Source organism: Mesorhizobium sp. LCM 4576, assembly GCF_001854815.1.
Lineage (GTDB): Bacteria > Pseudomonadota > Alphaproteobacteria > Rhizobiales > Rhizobiaceae > Mesorhizobium > Mesorhizobium plurifarium.
Window position 1 is genome coordinate 12570 of sequence record NZ_MDDT01000023.1, and the last position, 25262, is coordinate 37831.

A 25262-nucleotide genomic window follows, 5' to 3' on the forward strand; every position below is an offset into this window, starting at 1 on the left:
AGCATGATCCCGGAGGGGATCGACCCATGAAATCGACCATGAAAGGGAATGCCATGTCTGTCAGCGCGGCTGCCACCCGCCCTCAATCTTCGGGACCGGTTGACCCCAAGCCTGTCGACTTGGGCGTGCTGCCATCCGAGATCGACGGCGGCCTCGCCTCGCGCGCGGCGATCGGGCTTGCCATCCTTGCCACCGACCAGACGCTGGAGCATGAATTCCGGGCGCTGGTGCGCATTCCGGGCGTCGCCTTCTACGAGGCGCGTCTGTTCAACGACAACGACATCACGCCGGAGACGCTACGCGCCATGGGGCCGCGCATCGCGCCCACCGTCGATCTCATCCTGCCCTCGATCCCGCTAGACGTCGTCGGCTTCGGCTGCACCTCGGCCACCATGACGCTCGGCGAGGAGGCTGTGTTCGCCGAGATCAGGAAGGCGCGGCCGGGCGTCGCCTGCACCACGCCGGTCACCGGCGCCCTGGCCGCCTTCAAGGCATTGGGCGCCAAAGGCATCGGCCTGCTCACGCCCTATGCGCCGGAGATCAACCAGGGCCTGGTCCGCTATTTTAGCGGCCGTGGCCTCGACATCGCCGCCGTCGCCACCTTCGACCGGCGCGACGACCGCGAGGCGGCCCGCATCTCGCTCGCTTCGATCGAGGCGGCGGCGGAGCGCATGGCGCAAGTGCCAGGCGTGGAAGCGATCTTCATCTCCTGCACCAGCCTGCGCGTTGCCGAAGCGGTAGCGGAGCTGGAGCGGCGCATCGGCATTCCCGTCACCTCCTCCAACCACGCCATGGCCTGRCACTGCCTGCGCCTCGCCGGCATCGACGACGTCGTGCCGGCCGGTGGGAGGCTGTTCGCGCTGCCGGCTGTTTGATCGGCGGGGGCGGACTTTCAGGGGGATAGGAAGCGCATCCAGCGGTTAATCGCAAAGGCCGCTCCCCTCTCCGTCTCGGCTTCGCCGAGCCACCTCTCCCCGCCCCTGGCGGGGCGAGGAACCCAGGCTTGCGAAGGGCGCGCCGTCGACGATTAGCRTTTCCTCGCCCCCACAAAGTGGGGAGAGGTGTCCGCGAAGCGGACGGAGAGGGGGCTGCGCTGCCCTATGCGATTACAGCAGATCGTCCCTCGTTAACCGAATCGGAAGGAGATGTTTAACGCTTCGTCTCTATGTCCCCTCGCCGGGAGGCACCACAGAGCGAAGCATGATGAACGACGAAAAGCGAAACGAATGGCGTGCCATCTTCTACGTGCAGGCGCGCGTTGCCATCCTGTTTGTGCCGGTCGTGCTCAGCCTGCTGCTCATYGGCATCTTCGCCGGCAATGAGCGCAAATCCGTGCCCGACGCCGTCGATCCGACCGTGACGAGTTCGGTGAAATAGCGGGACGGCTGACAGGCGACCTCATCCGATAGGYGCTTTCAAAAGCGGGATCGTGCGAACATCAGGGTCGACGCTGGACCCGCGTCGTCGAACCGTTAAGCTGTGYTGGGAGGTCGCTTCCATCGCCTTTGCGGCTCGGTTGGCGGACGCCGGCGCCGAACTCGGGCTGGTGACGGTGAAAGCCTTCAGGGGGCGGGGCCTTGCCGCCAGYGCGACCGCCGGATGGTCCCGGTTGCCGGAGCTCCGTTCCCGCACGCTGTTCTACAGCACGGACCGAGGCAATTTCGGATCGCAACGCGTTGCGTTCCGCCTCGGTCTCCCGCTTCGGGGAGCCAGCTTGCGGATCAGCGAAGACAACCAGGGGGAAGGCGCATAGCCAACCGATCGCCAAAAAGGTCGGCGAACACAATGAATCGAGAAGGCTTATCTTATCGATCCCGTTGGCAGTCGGGATGAGATGGTGCCCAGAAGAGGACTCGAACCTCCACTCCTTGCGGAACACGGACCTGAACCGTGCGCGTCTACCAATTCCGCCATCTGGGCTGGTGGGCGCTCTAGTAAGCGGRCAAACGATATGTGTCAACGCGCTTTTTTTGTCGACCTTGGCGCTGCCCGTCATTGCTCTTCCTGCGACGCCAGCGATTGGCGAAACCGGCGGCGGGAGCTTCCCTCTCCCCGTCACTATACGGGGAGAGGATGCCGGCAGGCAGGTGAGGGGCGGCGCCGACGCTGATCGGGTGGGGTTCCGGCTCTCGCTTGGAGCACGGAGGAGTTAGTCGCCGAAGCCGGAGTTGCCCCTCATCCGCCCTTCGGGCACCTTCTCCCCGTATAGTGACGGGGAGAAGGAAGCTGCTCCTCACCCCTCCAACACCTCTTTCGACGCCACTGTCGAATCGGCGTTGAGCTTGTAGACGATCGGCACGCCGGTGCCGAGCTCGAGCTTGACGATCTCCTCGCCGCTCTTGCCGTCCAGCGCCATGATCAGCGCGCGCAGCGAATTGCCGTGCGCGGCGACCAGCACCGTCTCTCCGCGCAGCACATGCGGCTGCACGTCATGCAGGTAATAGGGCCACACGCGCGCGCCGGTGTCCTTCAGGCTTTCGCCGCCGGGCGGCGCGATGTCGTAGGAGCGGCGCCAGATATGCACCTGCTCCTCGCCCCATTTCTTGCGCGCGTCGTCCTTGTTGAGGCCGGAGAGGTCGCCATAGTCGCGCTCGTTGAGCGCCTGGTCGCGGATCGTCTTGAGATCGCTCTGGCCGACGACGTCGAGGATCAGCTGGCAGGTCTTCTGCGCCCGCTGCAGGGCCGAGGTGTAGGCGATGTCGAATTTCAGGCCGCGCGCCTTGAGCTTTTCGCCGGCCGCGAGCGCTTCCGCCGTGCCCTGCTCGGTCAGGCCGACGTCGCGCCAGCCGGTGAACAGGTTCTTCAGGTTCCATTCGCTCTGGCCGTGGCGCACGAGCACGAGAGTTCCCGACATGTCAGCTCCTTTGGGGTTTGGGCAATTCCAACGATTTCAGTCCGGAACTGCGTAAGAACGAAATGCTTCAGGCTTGTGTCAGGAGAGTCCGAGCACATCCCGCATGGAATAAAGGCCCGGTTTCTTGCCGCGTGCCCAGAGCGCGGCCTTCACCGCGCCGCGCGCGAAGATCGCCCGGTCCTCGGCATGATGGGACAGCGTGATGCGCTCGCCGGTGCCGGCAAGGATCACGCTGTGGTCACCGACGACGGAGCCGCCGCGCAGCGTGGCGAAGCCGATGGAGCCCGCCTTGCGCACGCCGGTATGGCCGTCGCGCACCTTGACGCTGTTGTCGGCAAGATCGATGCCGCGGCCCTTGGCCGCCGCCTCGCCGAGCAGCAGCGCCGTGCCGGACGGCGCGTCGACCTTGTGGCGGTGGTGCATTTCCAGGATCTCGATGTCGAAATCCTCCGGGTCGAGCGCCTTCGCCGCCTGCTCGACCAGCACCGCCAAGAGGTTGACGCCGAGGCTCATATTGCCGGATTTGACGATGGTCGCATGGCGCGCGGCGGCGGCGATCTTCGCATCGTCCTCGGCCGAGCAGCCGGTGGTGCCGATGACATGGACGATGCGCGCCTGCGCGGCATAGCCGGCGAATTCGACGCTTGCCGCCGGCGCGGTGAAATCGAGCACGCCATCGGCCTTGGCGAAGGCCGGCAGCGGGTCGTCGACGATCGGCACGTTGATGGTGCCGATGCCGGCGAGCTCGCCGGCATCCTTGCCGAGATGCGGGGAGTCCGGCCGTTCGATCGCGGCGGCGACGCGCGCGCCGGGCATGGTGTGGATGGCGCGGATCAGCGTCTGGCCCATGCGGCCTGCGGCGCCCACCACCACCAGGCCCATATCGCCTGATACACTCATGCGCTTCTCCTGACGGTCTTCTTGGCGCGGCTGCGCGGCGCCGGAGTTTGGGCCGAAGTCTGGCTTGCCTTGACGTCGTCGACAAGCCCCAGYCCCTTCTTGCCCTGAATGCGGTGGAAGCGGGCATAGAGGCTGTGCGGGTCGGCCATCAGCGTCGCATGCGTGCCTTCCTCGACCAGCCGCCCCTCTTCCAGCACGATGATGTGGTCGGCATTGACCACCGTCGAGAGCCGGTGCGCGATCACGATCGTCGTGCGCCCTTCCATCACATGGCTCAGCGCTTCCTGCACACGCGCTTCCGCCTCGTTGTCGAGCGCCGAGGTCGCCTCGTCGARCAGGAGGATCGGCGCCTGGCGAACGATGGCGCGCGCGATCGACACGCGCTGGCGCTGGCCGCCGGAAAGGGTCGAGCCGCCTTCGCCGACCGGCGTGTCGTAGCCTTCCGGCTGCTGGCGGATGAACTCGTCGGCCGCCGCCTGTTTCGCCGCCTGCTCGATCTCGGCGTCGGTGGCCGAGAGCCGGCCGTAGCGGATGTTGTCGCGGATCGTGCCTTCGAACAGATAGGGCGCCTGCGCCACATAGGCGATCGATTGGCGCAGCGAATGCTTGGTCACCTTGGCGATATCCTGGCCATCGACCTCGATCGAGCCCTTGTCGACGTCGTAAAAGCGCTGCAGCAGCGCCACCATCGTCGACTTGCCGGCGCCCGAAGCTCCGACGACGGCCGTGACCTTGCCGGCCGCGGCGGTAAAGCTCAGATCCCTCAGCACCGGCGTGTCGGCGTTGTAGCCGAAGGTCACATTGTTGAAGCGCACCTCGCCGGTGGTGACCTTCGCCTCGACCGCGTCTGGGGCGTCGCCCTGCTTCGGCTCGAGGTCGAGCAGCTCGTAGATCATACGCGCGTTGACCAGGGCGCGCTCCATGCCGACCTGGGTGYGCGCCAGGCGCCGCGCCGGGTCGTAGGCCAGGATCAGCGCGGTGATGAAGGAAAACACCGCGCCCGGCGGCTGCCCAAGCACCAGCGCCCGGTAGCCGGAATAGGCGAGCACGGCGGTGATGGCGAGGCCGCCCAGGATCTCGGAAATCGGCGACAGCCGCTCCGCGACGCGGGCGATCTTGTTGTTACGCTGCTCGGCCGTGTCGGCCATGATGCCGATGCGGCGCGCCAGCTCGTCCTCCAGGGTGAAGGCCTTGACGATGGCGATGCCTTGCGTGGCCTCCTGCACCGACCCGTTCAGCCGCGAGTTGATCAGCACGGATTCCCGGTTGATCTTGCGCAGGCGGCGAGTGATGTAGACGACGGCCCAGATCAGCGGCGGCCCGATCAGCAGCGAGCTGAGCGACAGCACCGGATCCTGGTAGATCATCACGCCGACGAGGGCGACGAGCGAGACCGCATCACGGCTGATGGAGGTCAGCGTCAGCGACAGCAGGTCGCGGATGCCGCCGACATTCTCGTTCACCTGAGCCGCCAGCCGGCCGGAACGGGTCTCGTTGAAGAAATCGACGCCGAGCTTCATCAGATGGTCGAAGCTGCGCTTCTGATAGCGGGCGACCAGATTGTTGCCGATCCTGGCCAACGACACCGCCTGGCCGTAGCCGGCGAAGCCGCGCAGCAGCGAGGCGCCCATGAAACCGGCGCAGATCCAGACGATCATGTCGCTGCGCCGTTCGTAGAAGATCTGGTTGATCATCGGCGCCATGATCCACGCCGTGAAGGCGGTGGTGCCCGAAACGATCAGCAGGCAGGCGACGGCAACGACATAGGTCCAGCGGTATTCCTTGCCGTTTTCCGCCAGGATACGGCGGAGCACCGCGCTGACCTCGGTGGGCTGGACTTTCAGTTTGAGTGAAGTTTGAACGGTCAAATCAGGGGCGCTTCGTGGGTTTTCGTCGGACAGGGCTGCCTCTCGGCACCCCTCTTAGCGCCCCGGCTACGGCTTGCCTATGGCGAAACTTCGTCGCGCCGGCCGATCGCCAGCCCGAATCCGGGCGGGATCAGGTCCGCCAGTGCCGCCCCGCCGTGTTGACGCCGAACAGCGACGGTGTCCTGGCATAGGCGGCGAGCCCGAGCAGCGCCGCCAGCGGATGGGTGATGACATAGACCGGCATTTCGCGCATCAGCGCGCTGTGCGGCGCCTTGTCCTCGAAGGCGGCGCGGAAATTGCCCTCCTTCAGCGCCGGCACGATCTTTTGCGCGATGCCGCCGGTGAGGAACACGCCGCCGCGGCCCATGAACACCAGCGCGAGGTCGCCCGCGGTGCGGCCGAGGCAGGTGACGAACAGCGCCAACGCCTCTTCGGCCACCGCGTCGGTTTTGGCGAGCGCAGCGCCGGTGATCTCGGCCGGCGTCRCGAAGGGCGCCGGCTTGCCGTCGGCCCTCGCCACGGCGCGATAGACATTGACCAGTCCGCGCCCGCACAGGATCTGCTCGCCGGAGATGCGCCCTTCGAGCTTGTCGATATGCGGGAAGACTTCGAAGTCGCGCGGCGTGCGCGGGCCGATATCCATATGCCCGCCCTCGCCCGGCACCGGGATCCAGTGGTTGAGCGCATAGATCAGCCCGGCGACGCCAAGACCCGTGCCGGGGCCGAGCACGACGCGGCTCGCATTGGGTTCCGGCGTGCCGCCGCCGATCTTTTCCATATGCTCTTCGCCGAGCGCCACCACGGCAAGCGCCTGCGCCTCGAAATCGTTGAGCACGACGACCTCGCTCAGGCCCAGATTAGCGAACATCTGCCGGGGCTTCACCACCCAGGGGCAGTTGGTGAGCGGGATCTCGTCGCCGTCGACCGGCCCGGCAATCGCCAGCACCGCAGAATTCGGCTGGATCGACGAGCGGTCGAGCACCGCCGCCTGGATCGCCTCGTCGATGGTCTTGAAATTCGCGGTCTGGACGATATGCGGCTCGGTCGCCTCCGAATTGGCGTCGAGCACGATCGAGAAGCGCGCATTGGTGCCGCCAATGTCGCCGATCAGGACCGGAAACCGCAGCCCCTTCTCGTCTTCGCCTGCCATGCTCTTGATCGTCCTCGTTGCGGCGCCAATCGCGCCGTTTCAATCGATTGACTAGCGCATGACCCCACAAAGGGGAAGCCCGCTTGGCGTCAGTTCCCCGGTCTCGGCCTTGGCAGCGGGATGCCGATCTTGGGCGTCGGCGCGAAGGCGCTCGCCGCCGCCGGCATGGCGGCGTTGCCGCTGGAGATGGTTTGTGCCGRCTCGCTCGGCTCAGGTTCGGCCACGGCCACAGCGGCGGCGCTTCCGCCATGATAGGTCACCGCCTCCAGCGACGGCGCGTCCGGCGCATCGAGCACGTCCTGGCACTGCTTGGGCAGATTGGCCATCGTCATCAGGTCGCGCGCCTTGGGGGCGTCCGGGTTCTTGTTCGGCCGCCACGGCTCCTCGGTGAACCACCAGGCCAGCGGCTTGCCGCAGCCGTCATCCGGGGGCGTCGCCTCCTGCCCCTTGCAACCGGGCGARCCCGGCTGGCAGCCGATGCGCATGTGGAAATGATAGTCATGGCCCCAGAACGGCCGGACCTTGCGCAGCCAGGAGCGGTCGCCGGTGACGGTGTCRCAGAGCTTCTTCTTGATGCCGGGATTGACCAGGATGCGCTCGACCTCCGGATAGCTCGCCGCGCGCTTGAGCAACCTGGTGTGCGCCGGCGTCCACAGAGCGTCCTTCACCAGATGCGTCTTCTCATTGACCATTAGCGTCGCGCTCATGGTCTCGCGCTGCGCCATGGTCAGCGGCCGCTTCGGCATCGGCGTCAGCCAGATGTCGGCGTCGAGCCCGATCTGGTGCGAGGCGTGGCCGGTCATCATCGGTCCGCCGCGCGGTTGCGAGACATCGCCGACCAGAAGCCCCGGCCAGCCATCCGCCTGGGCGTCGCGCGACAACTTTTCGATGAGCGCGATCATCGCCGGATGGCCCCAGCGGCGGTTGCGCGACGGGCGCATCACTTCCCAGGTCGGCCCGTCCATCGGCAGCGCCACGCCTCCGGTGAAGCAGCCTTTCGAGTAGAAGCCGAAGGATTGCGCGGGCGCGACCGCCGGCAGTTTTCGGGCGCCGAACAGCTCCTTCGCGCGGGGTTCGGCCGAAATGGCGGCCGCCGCCAGCCCRGCGAGCGCGACCAGCGCCAGCGCGGCGGTGAGGAACGGCTTGCGGTCAGGCAGCGATCRCAAATTCATCAGGCTGGGTCCCTCTCCAGTCTTTGCCGCATGGTCAGGCGAACCCGATAGGGAACGAATCATACCACGCCGCGTATCCCGCATCGATCATCAGCGCTAGATCAAGAAGGATGATATCGTCCGAAAACCGCTTCACACTTTTCGGCATCATCCTCGCATCGGGCTGCGCGRCTCTCCGTCCCGCCAGTTGCCCTCGGCCCACATCCGCTCCAGCGCCACCCGGTAGTTGGGAAACCGAAAGCTGTAGCCGGCCGCCTTGATCGCCTGATTCGCGACGCGCTTGTTCTCGCCATAGAAAGACCGCGCCATGGGCGAAAGTTGGGCGGTCTCGAAGGGAATTTCAGGCGGCGGCTCGACACCCATCAGCCCAGCGGCATAGGCGACGACATCCTGTGGCGGCGCTGGCTCGTCGTCGGTGACGTTGAAGATCCCGCCGAGATTGTTGTCGGCGAGATGCCAGAGCGCCCCGGCGATGTCGTCGCAATGGATGCGGTTGAACACCTGCCCCGGCTTGACCAGCCGCCTTGCGGTGCCGTCCGCGAGATTGACCAGCGCGTTGCGGCCGGGCCCGTATATGCCGGACAGACGCAGGGTCGCGACGGGCTTGCCGATCTCGCGGCCAAGCGCCAGCCATTGCTGCTCGGCCGCCACCCGCATCACCGAGCGCTTCGAAACCGGCCGGCAGTCGCCGGTCTCGTCCACYCAGGCGCCGCCATGGTCGCCATAGACGCCGACGGTGGAGAGGTAGCCGATCCACTCGAGCGCCGGCATGTTTGCCCGGATCGTTGCGCCGGCGGCGTTGAGCACCGGATCGCCAGCGTCGTCGGGAGCGACCGAGACGATGAGATGCGTGGTCCTGGCGAGCGCGTCGCCGAGCGCGGGCGACAACTCGCGGTCGAATTGCAGCGGCTCGATGCCGGCCGATCGCAGAGCCTCGAACTTTTCCGGCGCCCGGGTCGTGCCGGAGACCGGCGTATGTTGGGCGTTGGCCCGCGCGAAAGCCTTGGCCGAGTAGCCGGCGCCGAAGATGAAGAAGCGTCTTTCGCTCATCGATGAACCCCCATCAATCGGCCTTCGCCGGATTTGCCGCCGCCGCCAGCCATTCGTCCAGGACCATGGCATCCTTTTCGGTCTTCGACGTCTTGGCGGCAAGGTCGCCAAATTCGCGGCCGGAGAGCAGTCGCGACAGGGCCCAGATTGCCGCACCCCTGACCAGCGGCGAGCCGTCTCCGAGCAGTCCGCGCACCGCCGGCGTCAGCGAAGCATCGYCCGAATTGCCGGCGGCAATCAGCACGTTACGGATGAAACGGTCGCGGCCGATGYGCTTGACCGGCGAGCCCGAGAAGAAGGCGCGGAATGYCGCGTCGTCGAGCGCCAGCAGCTCCGACAGTGGCGGCTCGCRCAATTCGGCGCGCGCGGCAAGCTTCGCCTCGGATGCCGCGGTGGCGAACTTGTTCCAGGGACACGCCGCCAGGCAATCGTCGCAGCCATAGATGCGGTTGCCGATCTTTTCGCGGAATTCGCGCGGGATCGGCCCCTTGTTCTCGATGGTGAGATAGGAGATGCAGCGCCGCGCATCGAGCCGGTAAGGCGCCGGGAAAGCATTCGTCGGGCAGGCGTCGAGGCAGGCGCGGCAGGAACCGCAATGGTCGATCTCGGCCTGGTCCGGCTCCAGCTCGGCCGTGGTGAAGATCGTGCCGAGGAACAGCCACGAGCCATGCGCGCGGCTGACCAGGTTGGTGTGCTTGCCCTGCCAGCCGAGCCCGGCGGCTTCCRCCAGCGGCTTTTCCATCACCGGCGCGGTGTCGACGAACACTTTTACGTCGCCGCCCGCCTTCGCCACGATCTTGCCGGCGATCYCCTTCAGCCGGCCCTTCATCACGTCGTGATAGTCGCGGTTCTGCGCATAGACCGAGATCGCGCCGCGGTCGGACTTTGCGAGGATATCGCGCGGATCGCGGTCCGGGCCGTAATTCATCGCCAGCACGACGATCGAGCGCACCTCCGGCCACAGCGTCGAGGGCTCGGCCCGGCGCTGAACCGTCTCGGCTATCCACGCCATCGAGCCGTGGAAACCGTCGGCGACGAATTCGGCCAAGCGAGCGGGCGCCAGCGGGATCGCATCCGGGCGGGTCACGGCGACCGCCTCGAAGCCGGCGCGGCGCGCCTCGGCGTCGATCAGCGCGCGCAGGTTTTCAGAAGTCGAGGTCCKCATAATGCGATACCGGCGACAGGCCGCGCACCCGGTCGGAGAGCAGCGGCCGGAACGACGGCCGTGATTTCACCCGCGTGTACCATTCGCGCGCGGCGCCGTGTTCGCGCCAATCGATCTCGCCGAGATAATCGAGCACCGAAAGCGTCGCCGCCGCGGCGAGGTCGGCATAGGTCACCTTGTTGCCGGCCAGCCAATGGCGCGTGCCTGCAAGCCAGTTGGTGTATTTCATGTGCTGGCGGATGTTGGCGCGCGCGGCGCGGATCGCCGCCGAATCGGGCGAGCCGCCGCCGGCGGTTTCCGGCATCACCGGCTTCAGCACGCGCTCGCGCACGAGGTGGCGGGTCACCTCGCTTTCGGCCTTCGCCAGATACCAGTCGGTCAGCCGGCGGATTTCGGCGCRCTGCATCGGGTCCTCGGCGAACAGCCTCTTGTCGCGCTTCAGCACCCCGCGCGTCTCGTCGAGATATTCGGCGATCACCATGGCGCCGACGATCGGCACGTCGCCTTCGGCGAGCAGGATCGGCAGGGTGCCGGCCGGGTTCAGCGCCAGGAACTCCTTGCGCCGGGTCCACGGCTTTTCCTCGATCAGCGCCAGCTCCTCGCCATACTCGCCGAAGGCGAGGCGCACGAACCGGCAGGTGGCGAACATGGGATGATGGAAAAGCGTCAGCATGGTTCCGCGATGATAGGGCGCACTAGTGTGGTGGATTTGAAGTTCCTGTACCCTCAATGGCATCAGCGTCCAGGAACTTCAAATCCAAAACCACACTAGAACTTGAAGTTGACGGTGTGGCTCAGAATCCGGAATTCGCACATTGCGCTGCTCCGAGGCACGGCGAATTCCGGATTGCCACACTGGCGAATCGTTAACGGCGCCGGTAAGTCTTGGCCGCCCGATTCCAGGGACTGTCATGGTGTTGCGACCTATAGGGGCACTTCCGCCCCATGACAAGCAAGCCCTTCCCTTAGCCGTCACCCAAAAGCAGAGGTTGCCATGGAAAGCCAGACCATCGTCGAAGCACTGCTGCTTGGGCTTTTGGAGGGGTTGACCGAGTTCATCCCGRTGTCCTCGACCGGCCACATCCTGCTTGCCGGCCATTTCCTTGGCTTCCGCTCCACCGGCAAGGCCTTCGAGATCCTGATCCAGCTCGGCGCGATCCTGGCCATTTTGAGTGTCTATTTCGGCAAGCTCTGGCAGATGCTGATCAAGCTGCCCAGCGACCCGCAGACCAGGCATTTCGTCATCGGCATCCTGATCGCCTTCCTGCCGGCGGCGGTCATCGGCGCGGTGGGTCATGACTTCATCAAAAACTATCTGTTCGAATCGCCAAAACTGATCTGCAGCATGCTGATCGTCGGCGGCGTGGTGCTGCTCGTCGTCGACCGCATCAACTTCAAGCCGGTGCATCACGACGTCGAGCGCTTCCCGTTGAGCGTTTATCTCAGGATCGGCCTGTTCCAGTGCCTGTCGCTGATCCCCGGCACCTCGCGCTCCGGCTCGACAATCGTCGGCGCGCTGCTGATGGGCGTCGACAAGCGCGCGGCGGCCGAGTTCTCCTTTTTCCTCGCCATGCCCACCATGGTCGGCGCCTTCGCCTTCGATCTCTTCAAGAACCGCAACGTGCTGACCTCGGCCGACCTGCCGATCATTTCCGTCGGCTTCATCGCCGCCTTCGTCGCCGCGCTGATCGTCGTGCGCTTCCTGCTCGATTACGTTTCGCGCAAAGGCTACGCGCTGTTCGGCTGGTGGCGCCTGGTGGTGGGGATTGTGGGGCTGGCGGGGCTGATGGTTTGGGGGTGAACCTTACCCTCCCCCTCGTGGGGAGGGTCGATCCGCAAAGCGGATCGGGGTGGGGGCCGCGCCGTACCCCCGCCCCGGTTCGCCACCGACGCTTCGCGTCGCTTGCTCACCGACCCTCCCCACAAGGGGGAGGGTAAGCCCGCTCAATTCCTTCCATAAAACGCGTTCTTGACATGCACCGGCCAGCGCCAGGGCAGCACCGCCACCATGTCGAAACGCATCGAGAGCTTCCCGTAATCCGGCTGGCGCGACAGCCACAGATCGGCGGCGCCCTCGATGCGGCGTTCCGATTCACGGCCGATCGCCTCCATCGCCTCGATAAGCGTGCGCCGCGCCTTGACCTCGACGAACAGCACGAGGTCGCCGCGCCGGGCGATCAGGTCGATCTCGCCGAGCCTCGTTCGATGGCGGCGGGCAAGGATGCGGTAACCCTTCAGCATCAGCGCCAGCGCCGCCAGCCACTCGCCGCGATGGCCGCGCCGATAGGCCTTTCGGCGATGGCCGATCGAACGCTCAGCCATCGCCATCTGCCTTGAGCTCGATCAGCCGCCGGTAAAGCGCCTGTTTCTGCCCACCGATCATTTTCGCGGCTTCCGCCGCCGCCTTCGAAGCCGGCATCTCTGCCGCGAGCGACAAAAGCAGCCGGTCGATGTCGRCCGGCTCATCCTTTCCCGCCTCTGGCGGGCCGACGCAGATGACGATCTCGCCCTTCGGCGTGTCGGCCGCGGCGTAATGGTCGGCCAACTTGGCCAACGTTCCGGTGCGCATCTCCTCGAAGGCCTTGGTCAGCTCGCGCCCGATCGCGGCTTTCCGGGCGCCGCCCAGCGCCTCGACCATGGCGGCAAGCGTCTCGGYCAGCCGTCTGGGCGATTCGAAGAAGATCAGCGTCGCCGGCACCGCCTTGAACGTCTCCAGCTTGGCCARCCGCTGCCCGGTCTTCACCGGCAGGAAGCCCGCGAACAGGAAGGCGTCGGAGGGCAGGCCTGAAGCGGTCAGTGCCGCCAGCGCCGCCGACGGTCCGGGGATCGGCACGACACGGATGCCCTGCTCCAGCGCCTCGCCGACCAGCCGGTAGCCGGGGTCGGAAACCAGCGGCGTGCCGGCGTCCGAGATCAGCGCCACGCTCTGCCCGGCCGTCAGCGCCTCGATCAGTTTCGGCCCGGCTTCTTGGGCATTGTGCTCGTGATAGGCGGTGGTGCGCCGTCGGATGCCATAGCGCTCGAGCAGCACGCGCGACACGCGGGTGTCCTCGCAGGCGACGATGTCGGCGGCGGCCAGCGTCTCCAGCGCGCGCAAGGTGATGTCGGCCAGATTGYCGATCGGCGTCGCCACCAGATAGAGAGCCGGCGCGAGCGGCCGCGTCGCGATCTCGGTCTGTCCGATCAGATAGCTGCGTCTGTCGCCGGTCACCGGTTGCCCCCCTTGTGGTCCATCCTGTTTCGCATGGCTGACGCCCCGTTGCAAAACGTGAGGCCGGACTGAGGAAATCGCCTTGCCTTCGCCACAGTGCGGAACGAAACCGGCAACGGCGAATTTAACCCCTGATTCCCCGGGAGGAGGCAGGACCGAACGATGCCCAATCGCTTCGATATTTTCATCGGCCGACTTGAAAGCAAGACCGCCCGCGAGGGCATCCCTCCACACCCGATTGCCGACCAGAACGGCGCCCGCCGCGACAAGGCCGACCAGAAGCAGGTCCGCGACGGCGAGGCTCATGGCGAAAAGCAGCGCAGCAAGCACCGTCAGAAGCACGACGCTTAGAGTGTCGCACATGAGCGCTGACGGCTCTCGCTTCGTCATCCTAGGGCGAAGCAAGGAGCGAAGCGACGCAGCGTAGACCCTAGGATCCATGCCGTTACATTGAAACGTCGCTCACGGTGCAGAATTCTGCTCCGCTGCACCGTACGGCCGAAGTCACGGCATGGATTCTCGAGTCGAGCCCGAGAATGACGAACGCGCGAGTTACCTTGCCAGATCCGCGACCACCGCATCGAGCACGATCATCCCTGCCGTCGTGGCGCGCAGCCTTGCATTGCCGACCGGCGCCACCAGYCCCTCCTCCTGCAGCACCGAAAGCCGCGCGCTCGAAAGGCCGCGCCCCGACAGCGCCTCGTAGCGCTGCAGGTCGATGCCTTCGGCGAGCCGCAAGCCCATCAGCAGGAACTCGTCGGCTTCTTCGGCGCGGGTCAGCACCTCGCCGCCGGTGACGCCATGGCCCTTGGCCTCGACCAGGTTGGCCCAGGTCTCCGGCATCCTTTCCGCTATTGTCACCGTGCGGCGGCCGTTCTCGACGAAACGGCCATGCGCGCCGGGCCCGACCCCGATATATTCGCCGTAGCGCCAATAGGTGAGGTTGTGCCGGCTCTCGGCGCCCGGCCGCGCGTGGTTGGAAATCTCATAGGCCGGCAGGCCGTGCGCCGCCGTCACCTCCTGCGTCAGCGCGTAAAGATCGGCGGCATGGTCGTTGTCGGGCARCGTGAATTTCTTCGCCGCGTAAAGCGCGTGGAAGGGCGTGCCCTCCTCGATGGTGAGCTGGTAGAGCGACAGGTGGTCGACGGCATAGCCGATCGCCTGCTCCAGCTCCGCGCCCCACGCCTCCGGCGTCTGGCCGGGCCGCGCGTAGATCAGGTCGAAGGAAAGGCGCGGAAAAATCTCGCGCGCGAGGCCGATGGCGTGCAGCGCCTCCTCGACATTGTGCAGCCGGCCGAGGAAGCGCAGGTCCTTGTCGTTCAGCGCCTGCACGCCGAGCGAGACACGGTTGACGCCGGCGGCGCGATAACCGCGGAAGCGCTCGGCCTCGACCGAGGACGGATTGGCCTCCAGCGTCACCTCGATGCCGGCCGGCACCGTCCAGTTCCTCGCCACCGCGTCCAGCACGGCGCCGACGGTTTCAGGCTTCATCAGCGACGGCGTGCCGCCGCCGAGGAAGATGCTGGTCGCCTCGCGCGGCCCGGTGCGGTCGCGCATGGTTTTGAGCTCGGTCTCGAAGGCGCGGGCAAAACGCTCCTGGTCGACCGGCTGGTGGCGGACATGGCTGTTGAAGTCRCAGTAAGGACACTTGGCCGCGCAGAACGGCCAATGAATATAGACGCCGAAGCCGGGGCTGCGGTCGAGCGGTATCGTCACCGCGCTCATGCCGATCCTAGTCTGGCCAAGTCGAGGCGTGCCTCGGCGAATTTCTGGAAGGCGCGGGCGCGGTGCGAAAGCGCCGTCGCCTGGCCGGGCTTCCAGCCATGCTTTTCTTCCGCGCTCATCTCGCCAAAAGTCTTGTCGAAGCCGTTGGGCAAAAAGACCGGATCGTAGCCGAAGCCGAGCGTGCCGCGCGGTGGCCACACCAGCCTGCCTTCGGCCTCGCCGCGATAATATTCCGCCTCGCCATCCGGAAATGCCAGGCAGATGACGGCGACGAACCGGCCGGTGCGCTGTAAAGGCTCGGTCGCGCCAGCTTCCCGCAGCGCGGTCTCCGTCTTTTGCATGGCCATGCCGAAATCGCGTGACCCGTCCGGCTTTTCGGCCCAGTTGGCGGTGTAGACGCCCGGCGCGCCGTCGAGCGCGTCGACGCAGAGTCCGGAATCGTCCRACAGCGCCGGCAGGCCGGTCGCCTTGGCGGCGGCATAGGCCTTGATATAGGCGTTCTCCTCGAAGGTCGTGCCGGTCTCGTCCGGCTCGGGCAGGCCGTATTCCTTGGCCGATTTCGCCTCGAAGCCGAACGGCGCCATCAGGTCGGCGAATTCGCGCAGCTTGCCCGCGTTGTGGCTCGCGACGACGATCTTTTTTCCGTTCAAAGAATGCATCAGAAACCCCAGATCCTCGGCTCGGCGAACTCGATCGAATTGCCCGACGGGTCGCGGATATAGATCGAGTGCCCGCCCTGCGGCCATTCGAAATCGCTTTCGATGGCGACGTTGTTCGCTGCGAGATGCTTGCGCCACGCAGCGATCTCTTCGGCGGTTGCCGCAAAGCAAAGATGCCCCTCGCCGGCCGTGCCGTGCGGCGGCACTTTCAGCCTGGCGTCAGGCGCCGGCGGGATTTTGGTCGCCTCGGCATTGAAGAGGAGCAATACGCCGTCGCCGCAGCGGAAGAAGACGTGGCGGCCTTCGACCTTGCCGAGCGCCTGGAGGCCGATGATGTCGCGGTAGAAGACTTCGGCGGCGGCGAGATCGGTGACGTAGAGGGCGGATTCGAGGATTGCGGAGGGAGTCACGAGGCCCCCCTCTCTGCCCTGCCGGGCATCTCCCCCTCAAGGGGGGAGATTGGCTGCGGCAACGCCGGCACCTCTCCTGCAACCTTGGCGATTGGCGAAAGTCGTCGTGACATCCGATCTCCCCCCTTGAGGGGGAGATGGCCGGCAGGCCAGAGAGGGGGGCCCAGGCTCGGCATCCGAAACCCTACGCCACCGCCATCTGCTGCAGGCTCACCAGCCGCGAAATGCCCTTCTTCGCCAGCCCCATCAGCGCCGCGAACTGCTCCTCGGAGAAGGGCTCGCCCTCGGCGGTGCCCTGGATCTCGACGATGCCGCCCTTGCCGGTCATGACGAAATTGGCGTCGGTGCCGGCCGAGGAATCCTCGAGGTAATCGAGGTCGATGACCGGCTGGCCGTCATGGATGCCGCAGGAGATCGCCGCGACATGGTCCTTCAGCACCTTGGCGACGCTGACCATCTGGCGCGCCTCCATCCAGCGCAGGCAGTCRTACAGCGCCACCCAGCCGCCGGTGATCGAGGCGGTGCGGGTGCCACCATCGGCCTGGATGACGTCGCAGTCGACGGTGATCTGCTGTTCGCCCAGTGCCTGCAGGTCGACCACGGCGCGCAAGCTCCGGCCGATCAGCCGCTGGATCTCCAGCGTGCGGCCGCCCTGCTTGCCAGCGGAAGCCTCGCGCCGCATGCGCTCGCCGGTCGAGCGCGGCAGCATGCCGTATTCGGCCGTCACCCAGCCCTTGCCGGAATTGCGCATCCAGGCCGGCACTTTTTCCTCAAGGCTCGCGGTGCAAAGCACATGCGTGTCGCCGAACTTCACCAGGCACGAGCCTTCGGCATGCTTGGACACGCCGCGCTCGAAGGAGATGGCGCGCATTTCGTCGGCTTGGCGTTTGGAGGGGCGCATCGAGGCTCTTTCTGTTCTTTCCCGGATTCGTCGGCGGCTTGTAGACGCATGCGGGGCAAGTCGCAAAGGAAAACGGCCGGGTAACCGCAAACACGGGACCCTGATCGCAAAAGCGGCACTGGGTTGCGCCGCTGTGGCTTAAGTCTATATCTTTTCGGCAGGAGGTTTCTCGCCGGAATGAACAAGCCAGTCGATCCGACGTCCCAAGGTCCCGGGCTTCAGTCGCCCGTACTTCAGTCACTCGACATGCGCTCGCGCGATATCTTCCGGCGGATCGTCGATTCCTATTTGCGCGACGGCGAGCCGGTCGGCTCGCGCAGCCTGTCGCGCATCCTGCCCTCCTCGCTGTCGCCGGCCACCATCCGCAACGTGATGAGCGACCTCGAGCATCTGGGGCTGATCTACGCGCCGCATGTTTCCGCCGGGCGGCTGCCGACCCAGACCGGGCTGCGTTTCTTCGTCGACGCCTTCATGGAGCTCGGCGATCTATCCGACGACGAGCGCCGCRCCATCGAGGCGCAGGTGCGCGCCTCCGGCTCGGGCGCGACGCTGGAGCATATGCTGACGGAGGCCAGCCAGATGCTGTCCGGCATGTCGCGCGGCGCCGGCCTCGTGCTTGCCTCCAAGAACGAGGTGGCGCTGAAGCACATCGAATTCATCCAGCTCGAGCCCACCAAGGCGCTTGCCGTGCTGGTGTCGCAGAACGGCGACGTCGAGAACCGCGTGATCGACCTGCCGGCCGGCATCACCGTGTCGCAACTGCACGAAGCCTCCAATTTCCTCAAYGCCCATATCCGCGGCCGCACCTTGGCCGAGGCGCGCGTCGAGATCRCCCGAATCAAGGAGGAGACCCGCGCGGCGCTCGACACCTTGTCGCAGGATCTGGTCGAGAAGGGCCTCGCGGTCTGGGCCGGCGCCGAAAGCGGCCTGCCGGCGCGCCTCATCGTGCGCGGCCGCGCCAACCTGCTCGAAAACGTCACCGCCCAGGCCGATCTCGAATTGCTGCGCCATCTGTTCGAGGATCTCGAAACCCAGGACGGCCTGCTGCAGCTCCTCGACCTCGCCGAGGAAGGGCCGGGCGTGCGCATCTTCATCGGCTCGGAGAACAAGCTGTTTTCGCTGTCCGGCTCGTCGCTGGTCGTCGCCCCCTATCGCGACAAGGACGCCCGCGTCGTCGGCGCGCTCGGCGTCATCGGCCCGACGCGCCTGAATTACGCCCGCATCGTGCCGATGGTCGACTATACGGCGCAGCTGATTTCGCGCATGCTCCGCTAGGTATCGAGATTCAGGTGAGGCCGGCCTCACTGAATCTCGACACACCTAAGGTGGCTGCGGAGGAGAAAAAATGGCGCTGGAAGCAATCAAGGCCCAGATCGACCTCCTGCTTCAGGAAATGATCAACCAGCCCGAGGACGAGCACGAGATCCAGGAGCAGCTGCGCGAGAAATTGCGGGAGCTGCGCGCCATGGGCCTGCCCTTGCCGGCGGACCTCGTCGAGCTGGAAAAGCGCCTCGACGACGACCTGGATGCCGAGGAGGCCTGAGCGGCGCTCGGACAAATCCGCGCGCGCAAGCTTCTCTTTTCGAGCGCTTGCCCAATATGTCCTGTCTCTGGCGCCTGATCGAGTGGGGCGCGTTAGCAGACGACGGAGAACAGCATGATGCGGATCGCCGGCCTTGCGGGCCTCGCGCTGGTTTTTGCCACCGGCGCCTTTGCACAGCAGGCCGATCAGCCTCTGCTCAGCGGTGAAAAGGCCTTCGGCGACTGGAAGGCCGACCGCCCGGGCGTGCGCCGGCTGCTGAAGCCGCAAGATCAGCCGAAACCCGATGCGACGGAGTCCGCCTCCAATGGYGGCGGCGTCACCGACCGCCCCGAGGATGCGAAGCCAAAGCTTCCGCCCGGCTTCTCCGCCGAGCTGATCGCTTCCGGCATCGAAAATCCCCGCGTCGTGCGCGTGGCGCCGAATGGCGACCTCTTCGTCGCCGACAGCCGGGCGAACCAGGTCCGCGTCTATCGCCTCGCGGAAGGCAGCGCGAAGCCTGCGAAGGAATCGATCTTCGCCAAGGGCCTGACCCGGCCTTACGGCATCGCCTTCTACCCGCCGGGCGACAAGCCGCAATGGGTCTATGTCGCCAACAGCAACAGCGTCGTGCGCTTCCCCTATAGCGACGGCGACCTGGAAGCGTCCGCCAAGCCGGAAACCATCGTGGCCAAGGTCCCCGCCAGCCACCACTGGACGCGCGACATCGCCTTCTCGCCCGACGGCAAGACGCTCTATCTGTCGGTCGGCTCCGGCTCCAACATCGCCGAGGATATGGGCGCCAGGCCGAAGGGCGGTGTCGAGGAATGGGCTAAATCGCAGCCGCTGGGCGAGGCCTGGGGCGCGGAACAGGGCCGCGCCGACGTGCTGGCCTTCGATCCCGACGGCAAGAACCGCCGGACGGTCGCCACCGGCCTGYGCAACTGCTCCGGCATGACCGTGCAGCCGGCTACAGGGGCGCTCTGGTGCGTCGTCAACGAGCGCGACGAGCTTGGYGACAACACCCCCTTCGAATACGCGACCGCGGTGAAGGACGGCGCCTTCTATGGCTGGCCCTGGTATTACATCGGCGACAACGAGGACCCGCGCCACGAKGGCGCGCGCCCCGACCTCGCCGGCAAGGTCACGGTTCCGGATGTGCTGATGCAGGCGCATTCGGCGCCGCTCAACATCGCCTTCTACGAAGGCGGCAATTTTCCGGCTGATTATAGGGGCGACGCCTTCGTCGCGCTGCACGGTTCGTGGAACCGCAATGTCCGCACCGGCTACAAGGTGGTGCGGCTGAAATTCAAGGACGGCAAGCCGACCGGCGAATATGAGGATTTCGCCACCGGCTTCGTCATGTCGGACGACGAGGTCTGGGGCCGGCCGGTCGGCGTCGCCGTCGCCAAGGACGGCGCGCTGATCCTGACCGAGGACGGCAACGGCACGATCTGGCGCGTGACATATGGAGGGTAGTCCGTGGGCAGGCGTTCGATCCTGCGCGCAGGTCCCCCTCACCCGGATTGCCAACCGAATTGCGAAGGGCAATTCGGGGCAATCCGACCTCTCCCCAAGGGGAGAGGAGCAGGCCAGCGCCGGCGCCAACCTCTTCTCCCCTTGGGAGAAGGTGGCCGCGTAGCGGCCGGATGAGGGGGCTGGCGCAAACGAATCCGACCTTAGCGAATTCATTCCCGTTCGATTTCGTGCGACAAGCGCGTCCCTATCTCAGGGCTGCAACCATGACACTCACCGGCTTCCTCGCTTACAGCGCAGCCCTCGGCGTCGCCGCCGCCATTCCGGGCCCCGGCGTCACGGCGCTGGTCGCCCGCGCGCTCGGCTCCGGCTTCCGCTCCTCGCTTGCCATGTCGTTCGGCCTGATGCTCGGCGACCTCACCTATCTCACCGCCGTCGTGCTTGGGCTYGCCTTTGTCGCCCAGACCTTCGGCATGGTCTTCCTTGCCATCAAATGGGCCGGCGTCGCCTATCTCGCCTTCCTCGCCTGGCGCTTCTGGACCAGCGGCATCACGCCCGAAACCGTCGAGGCGCGGAAGGCCAAGGGCGGGCTGGTGTCGAGCTTCATCGCCGGGCTGACGGTGACGCTTGGCAATCCGAAGACGATGATCTTCTATCWCGCCATCACGCCGACCATCGTCGACCTGAAGACGATCACGCTTGCCGATTACGCCATCCTCGCGATGCTCACCGTGGTGGTGCTGTTCGTGGTGCTGGTGCCCTACCTGGCGCTGGCGGCCAAGGCGCGCTGGTTCCTGAAATCGCCGCGCGCGCTGAAGCTTCTCAACCGCACCGCCGCCGGCTTCATGATGGGGGCGGCGGCCGCCATCGCGGCCCGCCAATAAGGTATTGATATTCAGGTGAGGCCGGCCTGACCTGAATCTCAACACACCTTGGTGCGTGATCGCTTTGATTTCAGCCAAACCATTCCTGAAACCCGCTGCGGCGGGAAATGCATTTCCGGTCGCGGGTGCTTTTGAGCAACCGCCCCACTCGGATATTTTCCAGCCTCGGCCTATCTTGCGCGGCTGAAAGCCTTATTCTGTCAGCCTGTACCATTGCCCTGGGAGCGAAACCAATGAACAAGCCCGTCACCTCCGCGCGCGTGCCCGGCCGCGGCCGCGTCTACAATTCGATCACGGAGACGATTGGCGACACGCCGCTTGTCAGGCTGGACAAGTTCGCCAGGGAAAAGGGCATTRTCGCCAACCTCCTGGCCAAGCTCGAATTCTTCAACCCCATCGCCTCGGTCAAGGACCGTATCGGCGTCGCCATGATCGAGGCGCTGGAGGAAGCCGGCAAGATCGCGCCCGGCAAGACCACGCTGATCGAGCCGACCTCCGGCAACACCGGCATCGCGCTCGCCTTCGCCGCCGCTGCCAAGGGCTACAAGCTCATCCTCACCATGCCGGAGACCATGTCGGTCGAGCGCCGCAAGATGCTGGCGCTGCTCGGCGCCGAGCTGGTGCTGACCGAAGGCCCGAAAGGCATGAAGGGCGCCATCGCCAAGGCCGACGAGCTCGCCGCGACGCTGCCCAACGCCATCATCCCGCAGCAGTTCGAGAATCCGGCCAATCCCGAAATCCACCGCCGCACCACGGCCGAGGAGATCTGGAACGATACCAATGGCGAGGTCGACATCTTCGTTTCCGCCATCGGCACCGGCGGCACCATCACCGGCGTCGGCCAGGTGCTGAAGAAGCGCAAGCCTTCGCTGCAGGTCGTGGCGGTCGAGCCGGAGGCCTCGCCGGTGCTGTCGGGCGGCCAGCCCGGCCCGCACAAGATCCAGGGCATCGGCGCCGGCTTCGCGCCGAAAATCCTCGACACCTCGATCTATGACGAGGTCGTCAGGGTGTCGAACGAGGATTCGGTCGCCAATGCCCGCCTCGTCGCCCGCCTCGAAGGCGTGCCGGTCGGCATCTCCTCGGGCGCGGCGCTCCAGGCGGCCATCGTCGTCGGCTCGCGGCCGGAGAACAAGGGCAAGAACCTCGTCGTCGTCATCCCCTCCTTCGCCGAGCGCTATCTCTCCACCATCCTGTTCGACGGGCTGGGGGCTTAGGCGCGCATACCTCGGAGGGTGGCTTCAGCGGCCCCTCGCGGTCGTCATCCCTGGGCAGAGCAGCCGCGAAGCGGCGTCGCGGAGACCCTGGGATCCATTCCGTGACCTTGATCGAAGGGTGCAGCGGGGCAGAATTCTGCACCCTTGCTGCGCTTCGACGTCACGGAATGGATCCTCGGGTCTGCGCGTGTCGCTTCGCTCCTTGCTCCGCCCGTGGATGACGAAGGCGGGAACGCCTCGGCTAATCTCTAGAGTTTGCGGACCAGCGGTACTTCCGGAGCGGCTGGACTGTTCAAAAAGCGCCTGTGGCAGGCCCCGCCTGGCTTGAGCCAAGCGCCGCTTCCGGCTGATATCACCGCCGGCCCAATCGGCCGGCGGGAGGACTTCATGTACAAGCTCTACACGCGCCCGGGCAGCGGCGGCTTCGTCGTCGAGGCGGCGCTTGCCATGGCCGGCGTGCCCTTCGAGCAGATCGATGTGCCCAAGRAAGATCCGCCCGATCCGGCCTTTCTCGCCATCAGCCCGCTGAACCAGGTGCCGGCGCTGATGCTGCCCAACGGCCATTCGCTGACCGAATCCGCTRCAATCTGCATCCTGCTCGCCGAACGTCATCCACAGGCCGGCCTCGCGCCGGAGGCGGGCTCGCCCGGCCGCGCCGATTTCCTGCGCTGGATGGCCTTCATGTCGTCGGTGCTCTACCCGGCGGTGCTGCGGCTCTATTACGCTCACCGCTACACCGCCGATGGCGAAGGCCTGCGGCCGGTGAAGCAGGCGGCGCTCGCCGAGATGGATCGCGGTTTTGCCATTCTCGACCGGGCTCTGGCCGGCCGCGACTGGTTGGCCGGCGAGACGCTGTCACTCGCCGACATCTACCTCGTGATGCTTGTGGCCTGGCATCCCGAAGTGGAGAAAGCGCGGGCCGCTTGGCCGAACATCGAGCGCCTGTGGGCGAGGCTGCGCGAGAATGAGCTGATGCAAAAGCTGAACGCATCGCATGAGATGTGGRCTTAGAGTGCGCGGCGGTTGGGCTGGGCGGCACGCCTAGGAGATTGGGCGGAACGCCCATCACGTCGTCATCCACGGGCGGAGCAAGGAGCGAAGCGACGCGCGCAGACCCGAGGATCTATTCCGTGACTTATGAGCGCTGCTGCGGTCCAGAATTCTGCTCCGCTGCACTCTTCGATCAAGGTCACGGAATGGATTCCAGGGTCTCCGCGACGCCGCTTCGCGGCTGCTTCGCCCAGGAATGACGAAGTTGGGAGGCTTCCGCCAATCTCCAACGTTTGCGCCGATCCTGCATAAAAGATGATGAAGTTTGCCCGCCGAGTAACGGACAACCCCTTCTCTAAGTCCTTACGAGCTTCGCCTTCTCGCCCTGCAGGAAACGCCGCAGCGCCGGGTCGCGCTCGAGGCCGATCGCGCGGTCGTAGGATTCGATCGCCTGCCTGATGTTGCCGAGCCTTGCCAACAGCCCGGCGCGGGCGGCCCAATAGGGCTGGTAGTCCTGCAGCCTTCTGTCCTCGCCCAGCACGTAAAGCGCCGCCAGTCCGGCCGGGGCGCCCTCGGTTTCGGCGATCGCCACCCCGCGGTTGATCGCCACCACCGGCGATCCGGCCACGGCCTGCAGCGCGTCGTAAAGCTGGCGGATCGCCGCCCAGTCGGTGCCGCTGCCCCGCCGGCGCGCCGTATGGGCGGACTGCACGGCGGCCTCCAGCTGGTAGCGGCCGATGATGCCCTTTTGCGCGGCGCGCACCAGCAAGGCTTCCGCCTCGTCGATCAGCCTGTCGTCCCAGAGCGCGATATCCTGCTCGGCCAAAGGCACGAAATCCCCTTGCGCGCCGCGCCTTGCCGAGCGGCGCGCCTCGGCGAACAGCATCAGCGCCAGCAGTCCGAGCGCCTCCGGCTCGTCCGGCATCAGCGAGGCGACCAGCCGTCCGAGCCAGATGCCTTCGCCGGCGAGGTTGCGTCGCCTGGTATCGGTGCCGGTCGGGTCCGACCAGCCTTCGGCGAAAGTGGCGTAAATTGCTTCCAGCACGGCGCCCAGCCGCTCGCCGAGCTCCGCCTGCTCCGGCACGCGGAACGGGATCCCCGTCTCGCGGATGCGCGCCTTGGCCCGCACCAGCCGCTGTCCCATCGCCGCCGGCGAGACCAGGAAGGCCGAGGCGATGGTCGCGGCGTCGAAGCCGAGGATGGTCTGCAGGATCAGCGGCGCGCGCACGCTGGCTTCGATCGCCGGGTGGGCACAGGCGAACATCAGCCGCAACCGGTCGTCGGGCAGCTCCTCGCCGTTCATGCGCGCCTCCATTTCCTCGGCGATCAGCTGCAGATGGTCGCGCGCCGCCTCGCCGGTCAGCCGCCGCCGCACCGCGTCGACGTCGCGCCGGCGCGCCACCGACAGCAGCCAGGCTTCCGGCTGCTCCGGCACGCCGGTCTGCGGCCAGCGCTCCAGCGCGGTGGCGAAGGCATCGGCCAGCGCGTCCTCGGCGCCGGCGACATCGCGCGTGCGCGCCGCGAGCCACGCGACCAGCTTGCCGTAGCTGCGCCGGGCGGCCGCTTCCGCCGCCGCCCGCGCGATCCCCGAGCGATCATCCATCGCGGGTCACTCCGCGGCGGCGACGTACTCTGCCATTTCCCAGATCGGCCGCACCTCGACCGTGCCGCTGGAGGACGCGGGACAGCGCGCGCCCCATTCGATGGCCGTGTCGATGTCGGCCGCCTCGATCATGTAGAAACCCGCCAATTGCTCCTTGGTGTCGGCATAGGGGCCGTCGAGCACATTGGTCTTGCCGCTGGCGAGCCGCACCGAGGTGGCCGCCTGGGTCGGGCGCAGCCGCTCGCCGGCGATATAAGCGCCGGATTTCTTGAGCGCCTCGGTATAGGCGCCATAGGCCGCGAGGGTCTGTTGGGTCTGCTCTTTCGGGGCGTTCGCCATCGCGGCTTCGTCATTATAGATCAAAAGCATGTATCGCATGGTCTTCTCCCGTTTTCTGAAGGCCGCATCGTCGCGTGCCGACCTATGTCGCGCGGCGTCGGCCGATTTCGACAGGCGTCGGAAAAATCTTTCGTCCCCAAAGCAATCGAGCGCAAGCCAGCGCTTTTCGCCG

At 66.3% G+C, this 25262-nt stretch carries 26 protein-coding genes and 1 tRNA gene; 10 read left to right on the top strand and 17 right to left on the bottom strand.

The window, feature by feature from the left end:
* Nucleotides 1-26 precede the first annotated feature (26 nt).
* Both LCM4576_RS12785 and LCM4576_RS35790 read left to right on the top strand, forming a co-directional pair.
* A complete protein-coding gene (locus LCM4576_RS12785) occupies nucleotides 27-875 on the top strand; it encodes an aspartate/glutamate racemase family protein (protein WP_244510792.1) in 849 nt (282 codons plus the stop codon).
* 325 nt (nucleotides 876-1200) lie between these two features.
* A complete protein-coding gene (locus LCM4576_RS35790) occupies nucleotides 1201-1377 on the top strand; it encodes a hypothetical protein (RefSeq protein ID WP_116389944.1) in 177 nt (58 codons plus the stop codon).
* 458 nt (nucleotides 1378-1835) lie between these two features.
* Here LCM4576_RS35790 and LCM4576_RS12795 read toward each other — a convergent pair.
* The 9 genes from LCM4576_RS12795 to LCM4576_RS12835 form a co-directional block, all read right to left on the bottom strand.
* A tRNA-Leu gene (locus LCM4576_RS12795) sits at nucleotides 1836-1920 on the bottom strand.
* Nucleotides 1921-2233: 313 nt separating this feature from the next.
* Nucleotides 2234-2854, bottom strand: a complete 621-nt coding sequence (locus tag LCM4576_RS12800; protein ID WP_041012346.1) for a 2,3-bisphosphoglycerate-dependent phosphoglycerate mutase — start codon at nucleotides 2852-2854, stop codon at nucleotides 2234-2236.
* 78 nt (nucleotides 2855-2932) lie between these two features.
* Entirely contained in the window at nucleotides 2933-3754 is an 822-nt protein-coding gene (gene dapB / locus LCM4576_RS12805) for a 4-hydroxy-tetrahydrodipicolinate reductase (RefSeq protein WP_071032432.1), read from the bottom strand.
* On the bottom strand, nucleotides 3751-5622 hold the full coding sequence (locus LCM4576_RS12810; RefSeq protein WP_071032433.1) for an ABC transporter ATP-binding protein: 1872 nt from the start codon (nucleotides 5620-5622) through the stop codon (nucleotides 3751-3753). Before LCM4576_RS12810 ends, dapB begins: the two co-directional genes overlap by 4 nt.
* A 130-nt stretch (nucleotides 5623-5752) precedes the next feature.
* Nucleotides 5753-6772 carry a glucokinase gene (locus tag LCM4576_RS12815; protein WP_071032434.1) on the bottom strand — a complete coding sequence of 340 codons (1020 nt, stop codon included), beginning with the start codon at nucleotides 6770-6772 and terminating at the stop codon, nucleotides 5753-5755.
* Between the two features lie 89 nt (nucleotides 6773-6861).
* The gene (gene mepA, locus LCM4576_RS12820; RefSeq protein WP_071032435.1) at nucleotides 6862-7944 is read right to left on the bottom strand and encodes a penicillin-insensitive murein endopeptidase; all 1083 of its coding nucleotides are present in this window, start codon (nucleotides 7942-7944) and stop codon (nucleotides 6862-6864) included.
* 147 nt (nucleotides 7945-8091) lie between these two features.
* Entirely contained in the window at nucleotides 8092-8994 is a 903-nt protein-coding gene (locus LCM4576_RS12825; RefSeq protein ID WP_071032436.1) for an SDR family oxidoreductase, read from the bottom strand.
* Between the two features lie 13 nt (nucleotides 8995-9007).
* A complete protein-coding gene (gene queG, locus LCM4576_RS12830; protein WP_071032437.1) occupies nucleotides 9008-10159 on the bottom strand; it encodes a tRNA epoxyqueuosine(34) reductase QueG in 1152 nt (383 codons plus the stop codon).
* Nucleotides 10140-10832, bottom strand: a complete 693-nt coding sequence (locus LCM4576_RS12835) for a glutathione S-transferase family protein (RefSeq protein ID WP_071032438.1) — start codon at nucleotides 10830-10832, stop codon at nucleotides 10140-10142. The genes queG and LCM4576_RS12835 overlap by 20 nt, the downstream gene beginning before the upstream one ends.
* Before the next feature lie 321 nt (nucleotides 10833-11153).
* Between LCM4576_RS12835 and LCM4576_RS12840 the strand changes: the two genes are divergently transcribed.
* Nucleotides 11154-11960, top strand: coding sequence for an undecaprenyl-diphosphate phosphatase (locus tag LCM4576_RS12840; protein ID WP_071032439.1), 807 nt, complete (start codon nucleotides 11154-11156; stop codon nucleotides 11958-11960).
* Between the two features lie 143 nt (nucleotides 11961-12103).
* Here LCM4576_RS12840 and LCM4576_RS12845 read toward each other — a convergent pair whose 3' ends face one another.
* Nucleotides 12104-12481, bottom strand: coding sequence for a YraN family protein (locus LCM4576_RS12845; RefSeq protein WP_071032476.1), 378 nt, complete (start codon nucleotides 12479-12481; stop codon nucleotides 12104-12106).
* Nucleotides 12474-13370, bottom strand: coding sequence for a 16S rRNA (cytidine(1402)-2'-O)-methyltransferase (rsmI, locus tag LCM4576_RS12850; RefSeq protein ID WP_071032440.1), 897 nt, complete (start codon nucleotides 13368-13370; stop codon nucleotides 12474-12476). The genes LCM4576_RS12845 and rsmI overlap by 8 nt, the downstream gene beginning before the upstream one ends.
* Before the next feature lie 162 nt (nucleotides 13371-13532).
* On the opposite strand from rsmI, the gene LCM4576_RS12855 reads away from it, so the two are divergent.
* Entirely contained in the window at nucleotides 13533-13721 is a 189-nt protein-coding gene (locus tag LCM4576_RS12855) for a hypothetical protein (protein ID WP_071032441.1), read from the top strand.
* 201 nt (nucleotides 13722-13922) lie between these two features.
* Here LCM4576_RS12855 and hemW read toward each other — a convergent pair whose 3' ends face one another.
* From hemW to rph, 4 genes are all read right to left on the bottom strand, one after another.
* Nucleotides 13923-15095: a radical SAM family heme chaperone HemW gene (hemW, locus tag LCM4576_RS12860; RefSeq protein WP_071032442.1), complete on the bottom strand. Its 1173-nt coding sequence runs from the start codon at nucleotides 15093-15095 to the stop codon at nucleotides 13923-13925.
* Complete coding sequence (rdgB, locus tag LCM4576_RS12865) at nucleotides 15092-15754, bottom strand: RdgB/HAM1 family non-canonical purine NTP pyrophosphatase (RefSeq protein ID WP_071032443.1); 663 nt, start codon at nucleotides 15752-15754, stop codon at nucleotides 15092-15094. Before rdgB ends, hemW begins: the two co-directional genes overlap by 4 nt.
* A complete protein-coding gene (locus tag LCM4576_RS12870; protein WP_071032444.1) occupies nucleotides 15754-16164 on the bottom strand; it encodes a VOC family protein in 411 nt (136 codons plus the stop codon). The genes rdgB and LCM4576_RS12870 overlap by 1 nt, the downstream gene beginning before the upstream one ends.
* A 184-nt stretch (nucleotides 16165-16348) precedes the next feature.
* Nucleotides 16349-17065, bottom strand: coding sequence for a ribonuclease PH (gene rph, locus LCM4576_RS12875; protein WP_027169620.1), 717 nt, complete (start codon nucleotides 17063-17065; stop codon nucleotides 16349-16351).
* A 177-nt stretch (nucleotides 17066-17242) separates the two neighbouring features.
* On the opposite strand from rph, the gene hrcA reads away from it, so the two are divergent.
* From hrcA to LCM4576_RS12905, 6 genes are all read left to right on the top strand, one after another.
* Nucleotides 17243-18340, top strand: coding sequence for a heat-inducible transcriptional repressor HrcA (hrcA, locus tag LCM4576_RS12880; RefSeq protein WP_071032445.1), 1098 nt, complete (start codon nucleotides 17243-17245; stop codon nucleotides 18338-18340).
* Between the two features lie 70 nt (nucleotides 18341-18410).
* Nucleotides 18411-18608, top strand: a complete 198-nt coding sequence (locus LCM4576_RS12885) for a hypothetical protein (protein ID WP_040986394.1) — start codon at nucleotides 18411-18413, stop codon at nucleotides 18606-18608.
* Between the two features lie 114 nt (nucleotides 18609-18722).
* Entirely contained in the window at nucleotides 18723-20063 is a 1341-nt protein-coding gene (locus tag LCM4576_RS12890) for a sorbosone dehydrogenase family protein (protein WP_071032446.1), read from the top strand.
* 263 nt (nucleotides 20064-20326) lie between these two features.
* The gene (locus LCM4576_RS12895) at nucleotides 20327-20944 is read left to right on the top strand and encodes a LysE family translocator (RefSeq protein ID WP_071032447.1); all 618 of its coding nucleotides are present in this window, start codon (nucleotides 20327-20329) and stop codon (nucleotides 20942-20944) included.
* Nucleotides 20945-21177: 233 nt separating this feature from the next.
* Entirely contained in the window at nucleotides 21178-22158 is a 981-nt protein-coding gene (gene cysK / locus LCM4576_RS12900; protein ID WP_071032448.1) for a cysteine synthase A, read from the top strand.
* A 387-nt stretch (nucleotides 22159-22545) separates the two neighbouring features.
* Nucleotides 22546-23169 (top strand): glutathione S-transferase family protein, encoded by a 624-nt coding sequence (locus LCM4576_RS12905; RefSeq protein ID WP_071032449.1) that lies wholly within the window; start codon nucleotides 22546-22548, stop codon nucleotides 23167-23169.
* 334 nt (nucleotides 23170-23503) lie between these two features.
* Here LCM4576_RS12905 and LCM4576_RS12910 read toward each other — a convergent pair whose 3' ends face one another.
* Together LCM4576_RS12910 and LCM4576_RS12915 are read right to left on the bottom strand one after the other, a co-directional pair.
* Complete coding sequence (locus LCM4576_RS12910; RefSeq protein WP_071032450.1) at nucleotides 23504-24751, bottom strand: RNA polymerase sigma factor; 1248 nt, start codon at nucleotides 24749-24751, stop codon at nucleotides 23504-23506.
* A gap of 6 nt (nucleotides 24752-24757) precedes the next feature.
* Nucleotides 24758-25129 carry a YciI family protein gene (locus tag LCM4576_RS12915; RefSeq protein WP_071032477.1) on the bottom strand — a complete coding sequence of 124 codons (372 nt, stop codon included), beginning with the start codon at nucleotides 25127-25129 and terminating at the stop codon, nucleotides 24758-24760.
* Nucleotides 25130-25262: the final 133 nt, after the last annotated feature.

Bases quoted from the DNA above. Each gene is read 5' to 3' on its own strand.
- LCM4576_RS12800 (WP_041012346.1), bottom strand. From the start codon at position 2,854: ATGTCGGGAACTCTCGTGCTCGTGCGCCACGGCCAGAGCGAATGGAAC.
- dapB (WP_071032432.1), bottom strand. From the start codon at position 3,754: ATGAGTGTATCAGGCGATATGGGCCTGGTGGTGGTGGGCGCCGCAGGC.
- LCM4576_RS12845 (WP_071032476.1), bottom strand. From the start codon at position 12,481: ATGGCTGAGCGTTCGATCGGCCATCGCCGAAAGGCCTATCGGCGCGGC.
- LCM4576_RS12855 (WP_071032441.1), top strand. From the start codon at position 13,533: ATGCCCAATCGCTTCGATATTTTCATCGGCCGACTTGAAAGCAAGACC.
- LCM4576_RS12885 (WP_040986394.1), top strand. From the start codon at position 18,411: ATGGCGCTGGAAGCAATCAAGGCCCAGATCGACCTCCTGCTTCAGGAA.
- LCM4576_RS12910 (WP_071032450.1), bottom strand. From the start codon at position 24,751: ATGGATGATCGCTCGGGGATCGCGCGGGCGGCGGCGGAAGCGGCCGCC.
- LCM4576_RS12915 (WP_071032477.1), bottom strand. From the start codon at position 25,129: ATGCGATACATGCTTTTGATCTATAATGACGAAGCCGCGATGGCGAAC.